At 31.3% G+C, this 16046-nt stretch carries 14 protein-coding genes; 7 read left to right on the plus strand and 7 right to left on the minus strand.

Going from position 1 to position 16046, the window contains the following annotated elements:
• Window positions 1–334: 334 nt before the first annotated feature.
• Both AAGV28_RS14915 and AAGV28_RS14920 read left to right on the plus strand, forming a co-directional pair.
• The gene (locus AAGV28_RS14915; RefSeq protein WP_373407554.1) at window positions 335–2746 is read left to right on the plus strand and encodes a TonB-dependent receptor; all 2412 of its coding nucleotides are present in this window, start codon (window positions 335–337) and stop codon (window positions 2744–2746) included.
• A 75-nt stretch (window positions 2747–2821) separates the two neighbouring features.
• Window positions 2822–3295, plus strand: a complete 474-nt coding sequence (locus tag AAGV28_RS14920; RefSeq protein ID WP_373407555.1) for a hypothetical protein — start codon at window positions 2822–2824, stop codon at window positions 3293–3295.
• Window positions 3296–3377: 82 nt separating this feature from the next.
• Here the strand turns inward: AAGV28_RS14920 and AAGV28_RS14925 are convergent, their stop codons facing one another.
• Window positions 3378–4991 carry an LVIVD repeat-containing protein gene (locus tag AAGV28_RS14925; protein ID WP_373407556.1) on the minus strand — a complete coding sequence of 538 codons (1614 nt, stop codon included), beginning with the start codon at window positions 4989–4991 and terminating at the stop codon, window positions 3378–3380.
• A gap of 257 nt (window positions 4992–5248) precedes the next feature.
• On the opposite strand from AAGV28_RS14925, the gene AAGV28_RS14930 reads away from it, so the two are divergent.
• The gene (locus AAGV28_RS14930) at window positions 5249–5671 is read left to right on the plus strand and encodes a hypothetical protein (RefSeq protein WP_373407557.1); all 423 of its coding nucleotides are present in this window, start codon (window positions 5249–5251) and stop codon (window positions 5669–5671) included.
• A gap of 45 nt (window positions 5672–5716) precedes the next feature.
• Here AAGV28_RS14930 and hemL read toward each other — a convergent pair whose 3' ends face one another.
• The 4 genes from hemL to AAGV28_RS14950 all read right to left on the minus strand — a co-directional run bounded on the left by hemL (window position 5717) and on the right by AAGV28_RS14950 (window position 9386).
• On the minus strand, window positions 5717–7003 hold the full coding sequence (hemL, locus tag AAGV28_RS14935) for a glutamate-1-semialdehyde 2,1-aminomutase (RefSeq protein ID WP_373407558.1): 1287 nt from the start codon (window positions 7001–7003) through the stop codon (window positions 5717–5719).
• 81 nt (window positions 7004–7084) lie between these two features.
• Window positions 7085–7930, minus strand: a complete 846-nt coding sequence (locus tag AAGV28_RS14940; RefSeq protein ID WP_373407559.1) for a glucosaminidase domain-containing protein — start codon at window positions 7928–7930, stop codon at window positions 7085–7087.
• Complete coding sequence (locus AAGV28_RS14945; RefSeq protein ID WP_373407560.1) at window positions 7923–8819, minus strand: 1-aminocyclopropane-1-carboxylate deaminase/D-cysteine desulfhydrase; 897 nt, start codon at window positions 8817–8819, stop codon at window positions 7923–7925. Before AAGV28_RS14945 ends, AAGV28_RS14940 begins: the two co-directional genes overlap by 8 nt.
• 228 nt (window positions 8820–9047) lie before the next feature.
• Window positions 9048–9386 carry a hypothetical protein gene (locus AAGV28_RS14950; RefSeq protein ID WP_373407561.1) on the minus strand — a complete coding sequence of 113 codons (339 nt, stop codon included), beginning with the start codon at window positions 9384–9386 and terminating at the stop codon, window positions 9048–9050.
• 47 nt (window positions 9387–9433) lie between these two features.
• Between AAGV28_RS14950 and AAGV28_RS14955 the strand changes: the two genes are divergently transcribed.
• The 4 genes from AAGV28_RS14955 to AAGV28_RS14970 all read left to right on the plus strand — a co-directional run bounded on the left by AAGV28_RS14955 (window position 9434) and on the right by AAGV28_RS14970 (window position 12106).
• On the plus strand, window positions 9434–9616 hold the full coding sequence (locus AAGV28_RS14955) for a DUF5522 domain-containing protein (protein ID WP_373407562.1): 183 nt from the start codon (window positions 9434–9436) through the stop codon (window positions 9614–9616).
• An 87-nt stretch (window positions 9617–9703) separates the two neighbouring features.
• Window positions 9704–10240 carry a DUF4136 domain-containing protein gene (locus AAGV28_RS14960; protein WP_373407563.1) on the plus strand — a complete coding sequence of 179 codons (537 nt, stop codon included), beginning with the start codon at window positions 9704–9706 and terminating at the stop codon, window positions 10238–10240.
• A 185-nt stretch (window positions 10241–10425) separates the two neighbouring features.
• On the plus strand, window positions 10426–11670 hold the full coding sequence (ilvA, locus tag AAGV28_RS14965) for a threonine ammonia-lyase IlvA (RefSeq protein ID WP_373407564.1): 1245 nt from the start codon (window positions 10426–10428) through the stop codon (window positions 11668–11670).
• Between the two features lie 37 nt (window positions 11671–11707).
• A complete protein-coding gene (locus AAGV28_RS14970; RefSeq protein WP_373407565.1) occupies window positions 11708–12106 on the plus strand; it encodes a group III truncated hemoglobin in 399 nt (132 codons plus the stop codon).
• Window positions 12107–12149: 43 nt separating this feature from the next.
• Here the strand turns inward: AAGV28_RS14970 and AAGV28_RS14975 are convergent, their stop codons facing one another.
• Window positions 12150–12887, minus strand: coding sequence for a hypothetical protein (locus tag AAGV28_RS14975; RefSeq protein WP_373407566.1), 738 nt, complete (start codon window positions 12885–12887; stop codon window positions 12150–12152).
• Window positions 12880–15957, minus strand: coding sequence for a DNA methyltransferase (locus AAGV28_RS14980; protein WP_373407567.1), 3078 nt, complete (start codon window positions 15955–15957; stop codon window positions 12880–12882). Before AAGV28_RS14980 ends, AAGV28_RS14975 begins: the two co-directional genes overlap by 8 nt.
• Window positions 15958–16046: the final 89 nt, after the last annotated feature.

Raw genomic sequence — 16046 nt, forward strand, 5'->3', positions numbered from 1 at the left:
AAATATTGAATAGAAAACGGTTCTCGATACATTTTTCGCTTCATTTCATTACGCAAAAAAAACACGAACTGACGTTTTTGATAATTTCACCCAACGGGTTAGATATTAGAATTTTTAGAAGATTATTTTTCGATAGGCAAGGCAAATTTTGAAAGAATAATTAACTTATTTTTGAATATATTTAACAAAGAAAGCGGGAAATAATCCATAAAATCATTAGATAAGACTTGGACAGTTACTTATACTTTAAAAAAAGTATCTGCTAGTACAAACAAACCAAAGAATAACCACTATGACAAAAAAAATATTTTATCTACTTCTGTTTTTTTTTAGCATGCCCTTAATTAATATTGCTCAAGAGCCATCCGATTCTATTCAAAAAGCAAAAAAGACTCCTCCAGAGATTGAAAAAATATACCTCCATACGGATAATAATTATTACACGGTTGGAGAATCATTATGGTACAAAGCCTATTCTGTGTATGCTTACACCAATCAACTTTTTGATCATAGCAAAATACTCTATGTAGAACTCCTGTCGCCAGAATCTAAAATAATCAGTCGCAATATTACCAATCTTGAAGGTGGTCTTGGTCATGGCGATTTCATATTAGCAGATTCCCTTGGCATCAAACCAGGAACCTACCAACTGAGAGCTTACACAAATTGGATGCGGAATTATGGAGATGATTTTGTTTTCAAAAAAGAAATTCAAATTATTACTCCCAACAAAGAAAATGTAATCCTTTCTAAAGAAAACGACAACACAAAAACAGTCTCAAAAAGCAAAAAAGACTATTCGAAAGTTGAAGACCCAGCAGCATTTTTAATTGATTTTTTCCCAGAAGGCGGTTCTCTAGTAGAAGAAGTAATTAGCAATGTAGCTTTCAAAGCCACAGATTTCTTCGGAAATCCAATTGACATAAAAGGAACTGTTTATAATTCAAATGACAAACCAATTACATTATTCAAAAGTATTCATGACGGTATGGGGAAATTCATCCTACTACCCGAAAAAAATCAAAAGTATTATGCAATAGTAATTACACCCGATAACGATGAAATAAAAATAAATCTTCCAGAAGTTCAAAAAACAGGTTATACATTAAGTATGAATAGCGTTGACAACAAAAAAGTAGTCTCAATTAAAACAAACACAGCAACGCTAACTCAAAATCCCGATGCTGATTTAACACTTATTTGCACCACAAGAGGCATCACTTATTTTGAAGGAAGTCAAACTTTAAAAGACACTAAACTTTCTTTTATATTACCCGAGGAAAATTTCCCGGAGGGTATAGTACAAATAACACTCTATGATAAACTTTCAAGACCTCAAAGCGAACGACTAGTTTATATTGAAAAAAACAATGCCATTAACGTGTCTTTATCAACTGATAAGAAACAATATGCTCCAAAAGAAAAAATAAATCTTAGTCTTTCTGCAAAAGACAAACAAGGAAATCCCTTGATAGCTAACTTTTCAATAGCAGCAACGGACACCAATGGCATTACCGAAAATTTTGATCATAAACAAAATATTTGTTCCTATTTCCTGATGGCATCAGATATTAAAGGAAAAGTGCACAACCCAAATTACTATTTCAATTATTCCAATCCTGCAAGATTATTTCATTTAGATTTACTTTTATTGACTCAAGGATGGCGAGATTTTGTTTGGAAAAATTTCCCAAATCTAAATGAAAATCAAAACTTTAAAGTCGAAAAAGGAATTTCTATTACTGGAAAAGTGGAGAATTTATTTGGCACTACTGCCAAGGAGAACAATCAGGTACAAATGACACTTTTAAATAACAAAGCAACCGCAATGTTAAATGACACTACTGATGTGAATGGAAAATTTGCATTTAATAATATCGATTTCAAAGGCACTGCTACTATGCTACTCAATACAACAAACCAGAAAGGAAAAAATAGTGGTGAAATTGTATTAGACTCAATATACAACCAACCCATAGCTGTTGATTTTAAAGCTTATAAACCTCTAAATGAAGAAGAAAACAAAATAACTCAAATTAAAACAAGCATTCGCAATAAAAACATTCTCTTTAATATTCCTGAAGAAAACCAATTGAGAGATGTAATTATTACAGCAAAAAAGAAGAAAGATGACACCACTGAAAGCCGCTACGGTTTTGCCGATTTTACATATATTCCTGAAGAAAATAGAACTAGACCTTCTAATATTTTTATACTACTACAAATTGCCATTCCCAATCTAACAGCTACTGCTAATTCCGTTCGTTTTAATCGTTATAATGGACCAGCACTTATTTTAGTTGATGGAATAGAAACGGATATAAATCTTTTGTCATCCATCTCTACCGATGATATTGCTAAAATTGAAGCCATAAAAGGTCCTGGAGCTGCTGTTTTTGGCTCTCAAGGTGCAAATGGCGCCCTAATTATCTATACCAAACTTGGAAAAGGAAGCGCTACAAGTAAAAAAGTTTTTCACTCTATAGCCATGCCTATCAATGGATATCAAAATACTCGATTTTTCTATTCGCCTGATTACAGCCAACTAAATCCATTAGAAAAAGACAAAGCTGATATTCGAAACACCTTATATTGGAATCCTTACATCCAGCCTGATGAAAAAGGAAATACTACCATTTCATATTATAACAATGAAGTAGATACAACTGTAAATATCGATTTAGAAGGAATTACAAATAATGGAATACCAATTGTCGTAAAAAGCAGTTATCAAATAAAAAAATAAAAATCATAATTATTCCTTAACAATTAAACTTTACACCTTGTTTCAAGTCTTATCTAAAAATAAAACCTGTTCACTATGAAAAAATTAATCACTATTGCATTGATAGCTATTGTCAGCGTATCATCTTATGCACAAGAAAGAAAAGAAAGACAAAGAAGACACGAAGGCAATCCAATGGAGAAATTCACTCCCGAACAGCGCAATCAACTAATGCTAAAAAAAATGACATTAGAACTTGATTTGAATGCTTCTCAACAAAAAGAAATGAGCAAAGTAATTGCAGAACAAAGTGTAAAAAGAGAAGCTCATTTGAAAAACAGAAAAGCTAAAACGGCAAAACCAACTTCTGAAGAAATTTTTGAAATGAAGAACAAAATGCTTGACGAACAAATTGCGATGAATGGAAAAATGAAAAAAATCCTTTCACCAGATCAATTTAAAAAATGGGATGAATTAAAAAAACATCACCGTCAAGGCATGAGAAATTACAATCGTCATGGAATTAAAAAAGACACGCACCGTAAAGATAGTAGTGACGTAAAAAAATAATTTGTTTTCAGGATACTGACTAAAACAAAAGAGGTTGTTTCATCCTGAAACAACCTCTTTTTTAATGTAAATATTTATACTTTTATTTCAACTTATTGAAAGTATCTTTATAAGTACCTATAATTGAAACTCCGTTATTTTTAGTTACTTTTCCATAAACAGTAATCTCAGAATTAGAACCCAGAAACTCTAATTTTGCTCCACTATTCATGATAAGGTTTCCGTAGATAACAATACTTCCCTCTACTTTAAAAGTTCCGTTAATATTAAAGTTAAAATTATTACTATTACTATTATAATTCCCTTGCGCCATAGAGCCTTTCATTGTAAAAACACCACCTGAATTAATATTTATTCCTTGTTTTACAGCAAGAGAACCACAAAAAGTTAAATTCTGATTAACATTAATTCCTTGAAGAGAAGTGTTACCTTGATAACTTAAACTATCCCCTGAATTCACATTTAACCACTGTCCTCCTTTATAGATTGCAAAATTACTACAGTCAATAGAAGAAACAGATACTTTTTTGATGATTTTAAGTCCACCATTTCCACTAGCAACATAGATATAATCTCCAACACTTTTTACATAATTTGAAGAACCTGAAAGATCAATTGTTCCTAATAAATTCAATATACCATCAGCCGTTTTAAATACAGAAATTCCCGCAGCACCATTAGCAACATAAGCATAATCTCCATTTACAGAAACGGCATTCGTTACTACATCAGATGAATCCTCATCAATAGCAGCTTTTGGAACAGTAAAAGATTGTTGTATAGCTCCTGTATTTAAATTATAAACTCCTAATCCTGAATAACCTTGAGAAACCAAAACATTATTTCCTTGAAAATCAATCGTTCTTTTCGCATCAGCAACATCTACAGAAACTTTAAATGAAGTTTCTAAACTTAAGGTTCCAGCATTATAGACTTTAACTGATCCTGTACCACTTAGAACAACAATCTTATTACCTATATGTCCCATAGCTCGTAAATCATCTACAGGAATAGTTGTTTCAAGTACATTTGTACTTTTATCTAATTTAGCAATAACACCATTATTTCCAGAAACAGCATAGTATTTAGAATCAGCTACAGCAAGTCCTGTACCAACATATCCTGTTAAAGAATTTAAGATATAATCCTTAGTTAAAAGCCCTGATTGAAGTGGCATTTGAGCTACAAAGGCAGGAGAAGAAACCTCATTTAAATCTGCATCTATCGCACCTGATATATACAATTTTCCATTATCAAAAAGCACTGTGCTAATATCTACATTTGGTAAAATAGCTTGAACTACTAATTTAGGATTATTAGGAGTACTAATATCAATAACATCAATACCGCCTAAATAGGTTTCTCCTTGAGTATTATAAGACACGTAAACATAATTATCTTTAACATCGACATGTGTTGCCATCAGAGTCCGTCCATTATAAATTGGAGGCGTAACCTCAGCTAATAAAGACATAGGGAAAGTGCCCGCTTCTGTTTCGATAGTTTTACCGCTAATACTTGAGGAAACAACTAAATCCAACACTCCAGAACCACTGTGGTCAATTCTATTATTTAAACTTTCGGAGTTGCTGTTCAAGATGACTTTTTCATCTTCTCCAAGGGCATTGTCATCAGATTGACAAGATTGAATTAAAAATAAGCCACATAATGACAAAGTAAGTACAATTTTTTTCATATTAATGAGATTTTGGGTTATTACAAAAATACAATATTATTTTTACCATTTCTAAAATATTTCCTTACATAATTTTAAAAAACAATTGCACCTCCATAAAAATAAAATTGAGTTATTTATGAGTCAGTTGTAAAAAACTAGGAATTCAATATTAAATTAACGGTTGTATTAATATTTTTATGTTAACGATTAAACCTTATTCCAAAATTACTATCCTATACCAATAACTTTTAACATTAATCAAAAAAAGAAAAAAAATGAAAAAATTAATCATTGCCGCATTTTTAGTTGTAGGAGTATCTAGTTTTGCTCAAAACAACAATGATAGACCACAAAGAGGTGATTTTTCTCCAGAAAAACGTATTGAAAGATTAACTACTCAGTTAAATCTTGACGCAAAACAACAAGAACAGTTAAAACAATTTTATATTGAACAAGCTAAAGCCAGAGAAGTTCAAAGAGCAGATGTAAAAGACAAAAAAAATCAAGGCAGAGAAAACATGGAGGCTCAAACAAAAGCAACGGAAGAAAAAATGAAAGCTATTTTAACTCCTGAGCAACTTTCAAAATGGAAGGCAAACCAAGACAAAATGAGAGAAAGAATGCAACAAAGAATGGGCGACAGACAAGGCGAAAGAATGGGCGACAGACCACAAGGCGGTGGTGATATGGACAACTAAAAAAAAAGCTTCGAAACTACTCGAAGCTTTTTTTTGTCTTTAATTTTATAATGTTTTAGAAACTTTATCAATTGCATTTATGGTAAAATCTAAATCTTCGTAACTTAAAGCATCCGTGATGAACCAAGTTTCATAAGCCGAAGGTGCAATATAAATTCCTTCTTGTACTAATCCATGGAAGAATTTCTTGAAGGTGTCATTATCTCCTTTAGCAGCAGTTTGAAGATCAATAACGGGACTGGCATCAAAATGTACCGAAATCATTGATCCTACTCTATTAATAGTATAAACAACATTATTTGCTTGTAATACTTTATGAATTCCTGTTTCTAAATAAGCTGTTTTCTCTTCTAATCTTTTAAAAATAGCCGCATCATTATTTAACGATTCCAGCATTGCCAATCCCGCAGCCATAGCCAACGGATTTCCTGATAAAGTTCCCGCTTGATAAACCGGTCCAAGTGGCGCTAAATAATTCATGATTTCGGCTCTTGCAGCAAAAGCACCTACTGGCAATCCACCGCCAATTACCTTCCCGAAACAAACGATATCTGCATTGATATTTAATAATTCCTGAGCACCTCCTTTAGCTAATCTAAAACCAGTCATTACCTCATCAAAAATCAATAAAATTCCGTTTTCTGTACACAATTGGCGTAAGCCTTCTAAAAAACCTTTAGTTGGTGGCACACAACCCATGTTTCCTGCAATTGGCTCCACTATGATAGCTGCAATTTCATTTGGATTGGCTTCAATTAAACTTCGTACATTTTCTAAATCATTGTATTTTGCTAACAAAGTATCTTTAGCTGTTCCTGCTGTCACACCTGGACTATTTGGAGTTCCAAATGTCATTGCACCACTTCCAGCCTGAATCAGGAAAGAATCAGAATGCCCGTGATAACAACCAGCAAATTTTATAATTTTATCTCTTTTAGTAAATCCGCGCGCTAATCTTACGGCACTCATACAAGCTTCGGTACCTGAATTTACAAATCTGATTTTATCAATATTTGGCACCATCGATACCGCCAAAGCAGCAATTTGAGTTTCTAATTCTGTTGGCATTCCAAAAGAAGTTCCTAACTTTGCTCGTTCGGTTACTGCCTGAACTACGGGTTCAAAAGCATGACCTAAAATCATTGGCCCCCATGAATTAATATAATCAATCAATCGGTTTCCGTCTTCATCATACAAATAAGCTCCTTTAGCTTGTTTTACAAAAATGGGCGTTCCTCCTACTGATTTGAATGCTCTTACTGGCGAATTTACGCCTCCTGGAATTACTTTTTCTGCTTCAGCAAATAGCTGACTACTTCTTTGATATAACATTTTTAATTTTAGAATTTAGAGTTTAGATTTCAGATTTATTTTATCTAAAATCCGTTTCAACTCATTAAAATATTTTGAAACTTAATTTATTCTCAGTTTTTGACCTATGGAAAGGGTATTGTCTGAAAGCTTATTTTTTTGTTTTAAATCCTCTACTAATACATTGTGTTTTTTCGAAATTGAATATAAAGTATCGCCTTTTTGAACCTCATAATAATTATTATTTCTTGAACTGATATTCACCTCTCTTGAATTTTGATTATCAACAGGTACAAAACGAGTTCCTAAAACCTGAGCATCATATTGTCCTAAATCATAACGTTCTATGTACGAAATCAATTTGTCCGGATATTTGGGATCAGTAGCATAACCTGCATTTCTTAAACCTTTAGCCCAAGCTTTATAATCGTCTTTGTTTAATTCGAATAAACTCGCATAGCGACCTCTTGTTGTTAAAAACAAAGCATGATCTTTAAAAGATTCAGCTGCTTTATTGTATTTTCTAAAACATTCCTGACTTGCATCGTCATCATGATTAACCGTATCGCCTGTCCAACCGGTATGGCATTTTATACCAAAATGATTGTTAGCATGCTCAGCTAATCTTCCTCTCCCCGCTCCCGATTCTAAAATTCCTTGAGCCAAAATAATACTCGCTGGAATTCCATACGTTTTCATATTACTCATGGCAATATCTTTGTATTGCACCACATAATTACTAACAACATCATTGGTAACCACCGTTCTTGAAGTCGATTCAATTACTTCGTTACGGCTATTAGGTTTAGCTGTGTTTATTTTTTTGCTTCTAGGAGAATAGGTAGTGTTTTTACTCGCTACTTTTTTAGTAGTTACAATAGGGGATTTTGTAGCATGACAGCTAATAAGTGTTAGGGCAATAAATAAAAGCAGACTTTTTTTAAACATTGATAGCTATTATTGGTAAATGTTTGTTTTTTAGTTTCACATTCATCCCCTGAATTCCTTGAAGTCCTCCAGTGTGAATGAGCAAAATATTAGATTGAGCTGGAAAATAATTTTTTTGTATTAAATCCATAACGCCAAAAACCATTTTTCCCGTATAAATTGGATCCAAAGGAATTTGATTATCACTATAAAACCGATTTATAAAACGAACTAAATCTTCATTTATCTTGCCGTACCCACCAAAATGATAGTCCGTTATCAACTCCCAATTTTTATTTTGCACAAAAATACGGATTTCATCTTGTAAAAAATCCCCTTTCAGTGCTGGAAATCCTAAAACTTTTTGATACGGTAAAGCGCTATTAATTATTCCCGAGATAGTTCCACCCGTTCCTACAGCACAACAAATATAATCAAACTTGCTGTCTTCATTTGTTAAAATCTCTTCACAACCTTGTATTGCTAGTGTATTAGTCCCTCCTTCGGGAATCAGGAAAAAATCGCCAAACTTCAATTTTAAATCCTCTAAAAAAGAAAATTCATTTTTTAAACGATACTTTTCACGAGATACAAATTCGAATTGCATTCCGCATTCCTGAGCAAATTGCAAGGTCGGATTCTGCGTAATTTTATCAATTAATTCATCACCACGAATAATTCCGATAGATTGAAAACCATTTTCTTTTGCTGCAAAAGCAACAGCAGCAATATGATTTGAAAAAGCACCTCCAAAAGTGAGTAGCGTTTTTTTGTTTTCGGTTTTTGCCTGAAGCAAATTATACTTTAGTTTTCGAAACTTATTTCCTGAAACAATTGGATGAATCAAATCTTCCCTTTTAATGGTAACGGAAATAGAATTTGGAAATGTTATTTGCAGTTTTTGATTCAAAGCATTTTTTCACAAAGGTAAAACTTATAGTCCTAAAATAATGGAAACTTTTTTAGCCCCGAATTCACGAAGAATCTTATTATCTCTATGATAATTTTACCACCGCAGATTCGCTGATTTTTTTCTTTTTTGAATTTAAAAACAGCTATTAAAAAATCTGCGAATCTGCGGTATTAAAATCTCCTAAACTTTGCGAAAACTTTGCAAGCTTTGCGGTTAAAGCTCTACTTATTTCGATTGAAACAAATACTTCCAGAAACCAAAAAGCTTTCTATTTTTAAGATAATCCAAATCAGATTCATTGCTATACGCCTCTCTTTCAAAGGAAATGCTTCGATAGGCACGATTTTTGTTGTTGTATTTTAATAATCGAACAAGATATTCCAGGAAATACCAAATAAAAAAAGGAAGAACCAATAACTCTATTTGTTGTCTCAAATGAATGCGTTCATGGTTGATAAAAACAGCATTGCTTTTATCCACGGGATATTTTAGAAACACAAATGGATAGGCTGTTAACCCCCGAAAACCTTTTGGTATTAAATACTTGTTAACAATAAAAAACATTGGTCTTTTAATTTATAAATTTGTGTGAATAAACAATGTAGTAGTTAATGTCAGGACAAAGTAATGAAAATAAATTGATAGAAGGCGAAGATTTCTATTATACACCCGAAGGATACAAATGTTTTACAGAAAAGTATCATTTAAAAAGAGGGTATTGTTGTAAAAGTGGTTGCCGTCATTGTCCTTATGGATACGATAAAAAAACAGGGAAAAACAAGAAATCATTATAAAATTATTAGAATCTATTTATCTTATTTTAGCGTATATATTAATATAACCCATTTTACTCATAAATTTAACAATCAAATAATTGCATTATGAAAACACTCAAAATACTACCGCTATTATTTCTTTTTCTATTGAGTTCGTGTAGCTCTATAAGAGTTTATTCTGATTTTGATAGTCGTGCTGACTTTAGTCAGTACAAAACCTATGCTTTTCACAAAAAAGGGATTGACCGAGTTCAAATATCTGAATTAGACAAAAAAAGAATCCTTCATGCTATTGATAACGAGTTAAGCAATAAAGGGATGACCCGAAGTGAAAATCCCGACCTACTCATTAATATATTCACTAAAGAAAGAGAGCAAATTGACGTAAACCAATTCAATATGGGTTGGGGATACGGATGGGGATGGGGATGGAATCCTTTTTTATGGGGCGGTAACAATATGGTAAGCTCCTCCACTCAAGGAACACTTTTTATTGATTTAATTGATGCTAAGAAAAAAGAATTGATTTGGCAGGGTGAAGGTGTTGGAACACTAACCGAAAACAGAAAACAAAAAGAACAACAAATCAACGAGTTTGTTGCAAAAATCCTAGCGCAATTTCCTCCTGTAGAAAAAAAGTAAATCGGTTTTCATTGCACCACATAAAATGGTACATTTGTAATTCAAAGAAGCTTATGAACCACTCGATTAACAATAGCATTTCAATCAACATTATTCCACAATAATGAGGAGTGTTATGTAAATCAGTAATCAAAAATACAATTTACAAACCTCCTTTCTAGGAGGTTTTTTTATACCTTAAAAACATGAATTTATTCCATCAAATACAAGAAGCCAAAAAGCAATTGCAAGGAGTTGTAATGGCAACGCCATTGTCTGGAAATCTAAATCTTTCAACCGAATTTAACGCTACTATTTTATTAAAGAGAGAAGATTTACAAACGGTACGTTCTTATAAAATTAGAGGTGCTTACAACAAGATCAGCACACTCAGCCAAGCTGAAAAAGAACAAGGTGTAATTTGTGCCAGTGCTGGAAATCATGCGCAAGGTGTGGCCTATTCTTGTAACTTATTGCAGATAAAAGGCAAAATCTACATGCCTAAAACTACACCGAAACAAAAGCTAAAACAAGTCAGCCTTTTTGGAGGTTCTTTTGTCGAAATTGTGCTTATTGGAGACACTTTTGACGATGCTTATGCCGCTGCAATGACAGATACAACACTCAGCAAAATGAGCTTCATCCATCCTTTTGATGACGAAAAAGTAATTGCTGGACAAGGAACCGTAGGTCTAGAAATAGTAGAAAGCTATCAAAAACCTATTGATTATGTCTTTGTTCCCATAGGCGGCGGCGGATTAGCCTCGGGGCTTTCGGAAGTTTTTAAACATTTAAGTCCTAATACTAAAATCATTGGTATAGAACCAGAAGGCGCTCCTTCGATGAAAACTTCTATTGCTAACGGCAAAGTGAGTGTTTTAGAAAATATAGACAAATTTGTAGATGGAGCAGCTGTAAAACAAGTGGGCAATATCACTTTCGAAATTTGTCAAAAAAACCTAAGCGATATTATTCTTGTTCCCGAAGGCAAAGTCTGCACTACCATTTTACGTTTGTATAACGAAGAAGCTATGGTGGTGGAACCTGCAGGTGCTTTAACTATTGCTGCATTGGATTTTTATAAAGAGGAAATCAAAGGAAAAACAGTAGTTTGTATCGTAAGTGGCAGTAATAATGATATTGAACGCACCGCCGAAATCAAAGAACGTTCTTTGCTTTACGAAGGATTGATGCACTATTTCATGATTCAGTTTCCGCAACGTCCTGGTGCATTAAAAGAATTTGTCAATGATATTTTAGGCCCTGATGATGATATTACCTATTTTCAGTTTACTAAGAAAAACAGCCGCGAAGTGGGGCCTGCCGTTGTAGGTCTTGAACTCAAAAACAAAAACGATATTCTTGCCATAAAAACCAAAATGGACAATAAAGGTTTCGAATATAAATATCTGAACGAAAAACAAGATCTATTCCATCAATTAATTGGCTAAAAACAAGCTAACTTTGTAATTCATTATACCAGAAAACATGAGCGATTTAGCCGATATTAAAAATCTTGATGACATCAAATTATTGGTAGATTCTTTCTATGCCAAAGTGCAAACGGATAACTTAATTGGACCAATTTTCAATGAGAAAATTGGTGACCAATGGTCAACACATTTAGAAAGAATGTACCGTTTTTGGCAAACTATTTTATTAGAAGAGCATACCTATTCAGGAAGTCCGTTTCCTCCACACAAGCATTTGCCTGTAGCAAAAGAACATTTTAACCGTTGGATGGAAATTTTCACCGAAACTATTGACAGTCTTTTTGCTGGAATCTTAGCAGAGGAAGCCAAACTCCGTGCTAAAAACATGGCAGAAATGTTTTTCTATAAAATTGAGTATTTCAGAAATGGAGGACGGAATTTTTTCGAAAGTTAGACGACGTTTTGTCTTCCAAAAAAAAACATCTAAAATCTTATTTTTAGTTCACTACAACCTTAGTATAATCAAGCATCAGATGGTAAATTAAAAACTGTTGTTTATTATAATTACGATTATGAACAGACAAATAACTAGCATCAAATTTTTTGGAAATGACTTTGGATTGTAATTCTCGAATAGTTTTAATCTCAGAATTGCCAAGTAAATTTGTATTTATTCCTGATTTAACAGATAAATGAGTATAATTGGGATTTGTTATGTAGGCAATTTGACCTTCGAAATTCAATCTAGGAGTATTAAAAGCCCTATCACACATTTTTTTTATATCAGAAACGTATTCACTATATCCTTTTTCAACAACTTTGCATTCAATAGCCAAGTGAATCTGTTGCTGATTACCGTTTTTTCCCCAAATCTCACTTAATCCCGTCTCTTGGACTTTTATGTCTATGAAATCATCTTTATTTGTATTGTTTTCAGTGTAAGATTGCTTGGGTTCATAATTAAAATACAAATGCACATCAGGCTTGTCTGAAATATTATGTTTATAATATTGCAGGTTATCCCAAATACCTAAATAGTCCTCCACAAGTTTTTCACTTAATCCTTCTTCAAGATTATACCTTGTACTTTTTTCATTTAGAAAATCAGTCCGTTTATAAGTCTTACCTTCTAAAACCATTTTTTGGTAACAGTAAATGACATATTGTAAAACTAATTCAACTCGTTTTTGAGTCAATTGTTCAGAATTTGATTTGAAGTTTGAGGCATTAAGCATTATGATCAGAATTTAAACGTTCTAACTCTGCTTTTTGAATGGCTTCTTTAAATTCGGCTACATCATACCAAGCCATTGCTCTATGCCAACATTTATACTCTGTTGGTTTTATGATATAGAAAGAATTCTTTTCAAATCCTTTTATGTCTTTTTGAATGAATAAATTCTGCTCTGAATTTTTAGCATCTGTAATTTGATGAATGCTTAAAGAGTTAGCTAAACTATTTAAAACTTGTTTTTCATCTTTTTTCTCAGGATAAATTATTTTTTCATTTGGCTTTTCATTTAGAAAAACAAAATTCATTGCAATAAAATAATCTAATGAATAAATTTCGACTTGCAAATATTCATCATCATAAATTTTCTCAAATTCTTGAATGTAAACTTCTGCGTATCTTTTTAAAACAGATTTCTCATTCCTATGATCATCATTATTAAAATTTGAAACTAAATGTTGTTTGCTTTCTTGAAATTGATAACGAGAAACGTTTAAAACATAATCAATTAAATCTTTCTCATAACCCGTAATTTGATATATTTCTTCTACAATTGAATTAATTTTATCTATTATTTTTTCACTAGGGTCTCCTTGAAAAATACCCTCTGGATATTCTTTATAAAACTCTTTATACGGTTGTAATAAATTATCAACTAATGAAATGAGTTTATTTTTTTGAATTCCTGAAGGTTCAAAAAACGGGAATGAAAGGTATTCCGATTTATTAATTTCAGGATAATATACACCCCAATTTGCGGAAGTTAAATATTGAAAATAGGTTGAAAATTTTGATTTTAAAATTCCGAATATTTCAGAAATATAAGTTTCATTATTAAAATTAAAGGTGATTGAATTAACACTATCTGTATAAACACAATCATCTTCAATGACAGAAATATTTAAGTGTGTTTCAAATTTCGTCCTTTTACCTAAAATAATTTTTTTTCCTTTAAATAAACTCAATTCTCTTCCTGCTTCTAAATAGACATCGTGTTTATTTAGTTTTGGAAAATTTTCACGAATAAAAGTGTAGTTTTCTTGAATCTGAGATGTTTGAATAATTGGTAACCCAATTAGAAAATCAAAATAGTTTTTTGGTGTTCCTTTTTTTATTCCATTACCATTAATTATGCTGTTATTATCTAAAAACTTATCTAAACTCTTATTTTCTTTAAATCTCTTCAAAAGCAAAAAATCTAAAGTATTACCATAAAGAGCTACTTTAAACATCCATTTATTTTCAATAAAATGTAACTGTTTTATCTGTTTCCTATCAAATTTTTCAATAACAAGGGTTTTAGAGTATTTATTAAAAAATCTATTTTGCTTTAAAGAAATATGTTTTATAATACTTTGAGAATTTTCTTCTTTCTTATTAATATTAACTCGGAAAAAAATAATCGCTCCTGGATTCTTAGCATTTTCAAAAACTATATTTCTAACAGGCGATAAATCAAAAATCTCAGTAATGTAATTATTCTCTAAAAAGAATTTTTTTAATTTTTGAGCCTTGTCATTATAATAAACTTTACTTGTTACTATTAATGCTACTTTTGATTCATCTCGAACAAAATCTTTAACTCTAATTAAATAAGATTGTGCTATTTGTTTATCACTCACAATTTCATCAAATCTTGTGTTTTTTAACCAATCAAGATGTTCTGGTGTATCATTATTTCTCCATGGCGGGTTTCCTAGAATAAAATTTATATTTTCATTCTTGAGATTATTCCAAATATCTTCTTTAGTCAAATCAAAAAAATGAGCTTTAAAAAAATTCTTATCTTTTAAATTCGGAAATTTATAAACATCAATATTTCCAGGTTCTTGATAATCTAACAAAGCTACATAAATAGAAAAACAAGCCACATTGATAGCTTCTTCGTTGATGTCAATTCCAAAAAGATTTCTTTCAGCAATTGTTCTAATTTTATTACCAAAAGTTAAGTTATCGTCGTTTGGGTACAGTTCTTTTTCTCGTTCAATCATTCTTCTTAATCCTTGAACCAAGAAAATTCCGGAACCCATTGCTGGATCAAAAATTTTACATTCGCTAGTTGATTCATTTTCTTCGAAAAAATTGTCAACCGTTTGAGTTAAAATATAATCAACTAAAAAAGGTGGCGTATAAACTGCCGATGTAGCATTCTTTGTTTCTTCATCTAAAAGTGTCTCATATATCCCACTAATCAATTCTACAGGAATAATTCCAAAATCAAATACATCAAATTGAAAATCAAAATCAGAAAATAAATTTCTTTTATCTTCAGCACTAACTCCATCAGGGTTAAAAAGTTTAGATAAAAGGTTAGCTTGATCAAAATTTAATTCAATATTGGAATCCTTAAACAGAACTCCATTAAATCTTTTGTTTAAATAATCAAAAAAGTCAACTAACTGTTTTGGATTCGCAATTAATTCACTTAAAGATTTTCTTCTTGAAATTAAATCATCTTTACTTCCATGAATAAACGATGTGTCAATTTTTATTTTTCTGTCAATAAGATAACGAATAAAAATTAATCTTAAAACAAGTATTTTAGCCAAGCTTTCTTCTAAACCAAAATTATCTTTAAGAATAATTATAGTTCGTTTTATGTTTTCAAAAAGTTGTTGATTAACTCTTTTTTTGAGTACTGTTTTTTTATGCTTTTCATAAAACCATTCAAAAGCTTCACCACTTTGCAAATTCCAAAAAGAAAATTTTTTATTTCTTTCTTTTTCAGATAATTCAATTTCTTCTAAACCTTTATGCTTTTCAAAGTTTAAAGCATTATAAATTTTAATTTCAGCATTTTTTATGACAAAAATTATTGGAGAATTATCAAAAGACCAAACCTTTTTATGAATCTCATTTTCCTTTTCTAAATCAGTATTTGATGTTAAATCAAAAAATAAAATAAAAGGTTGGTTATTAAAAACATAAAAAGCATCTGGTTTTATATCTTCTAACTTTTTATTTATATCTGACGAAAAACCATTAAAAACCTCTCCCTCTTCTTTATCTCTAAAGAAAACAGCTTTATTTTCAATTAAATCTAATTGATTTAAAATACTTTTTAATGGATTCATCTAATAGGTAAACTTATATATTTATCTACAAATCTAACACATTAGGTTAGATTTATATTTGCCAAAGAAAAAATTTGTTAACCTTTTTT

The sequence above is a fragment of the Flavobacterium zubiriense genome (assembly GCF_041729725.1).
GTDB classification, from domain to species: domain Bacteria; phylum Bacteroidota; class Bacteroidia; order Flavobacteriales; family Flavobacteriaceae; genus Flavobacterium; species Flavobacterium zubiriense.

Bases quoted from the DNA above. Each gene is read 5' to 3' on its own strand.
- AAGV28_RS14960 (WP_373407563.1), top strand. From the start codon at position 9,704: ATGAAAACACTCAAAATACTACCGCTATTATTTCTTTTTCTATTGAGT.
- ilvA (WP_373407564.1), top strand. From the start codon at position 10,426: ATGAATTTATTCCATCAAATACAAGAAGCCAAAAAGCAATTGCAAGGA.
- AAGV28_RS14975 (WP_373407566.1), bottom strand. From the start codon at position 12,887: ATGCTTAATGCCTCAAACTTCAAATCAAATTCTGAACAATTGACTCAA.
- AAGV28_RS14940 (WP_373407559.1), bottom strand. From the start codon at position 7,930: ATGTTTAAAAAAAGTCTGCTTTTATTTATTGCCCTAACACTTATTAGC.
- AAGV28_RS14980 (WP_373407567.1), bottom strand. From the start codon at position 15,957: ATGAATCCATTAAAAAGTATTTTAAATCAATTAGATTTAATTGAAAAT.
- AAGV28_RS14920 (WP_373407555.1), top strand. From the start codon at position 2,822: ATGAAAAAATTAATCACTATTGCATTGATAGCTATTGTCAGCGTATCA.
- AAGV28_RS14970 (WP_373407565.1), top strand. From the start codon at position 11,708: ATGAGCGATTTAGCCGATATTAAAAATCTTGATGACATCAAATTATTG.
- AAGV28_RS14950 (WP_373407561.1), bottom strand. From the start codon at position 9,386: ATGTTTTTTATTGTTAACAAGTATTTAATACCAAAAGGTTTTCGGGGG.
- AAGV28_RS14925 (WP_373407556.1), bottom strand. From the start codon at position 4,991: ATGAAAAAAATTGTACTTACTTTGTCATTATGTGGCTTATTTTTAATT.
- AAGV28_RS14955 (WP_373407562.1), top strand. From the start codon at position 9,434: ATGTCAGGACAAAGTAATGAAAATAAATTGATAGAAGGCGAAGATTTC.
- AAGV28_RS14915 (WP_373407554.1), top strand. From the start codon at position 335: ATGCCCTTAATTAATATTGCTCAAGAGCCATCCGATTCTATTCAAAAA.
- AAGV28_RS14930 (WP_373407557.1), top strand. From the start codon at position 5,249: ATGAAAAAATTAATCATTGCCGCATTTTTAGTTGTAGGAGTATCTAGT.
- hemL (WP_373407558.1), bottom strand. From the start codon at position 7,003: ATGTTATATCAAAGAAGTAGTCAGCTATTTGCTGAAGCAGAAAAAGTA.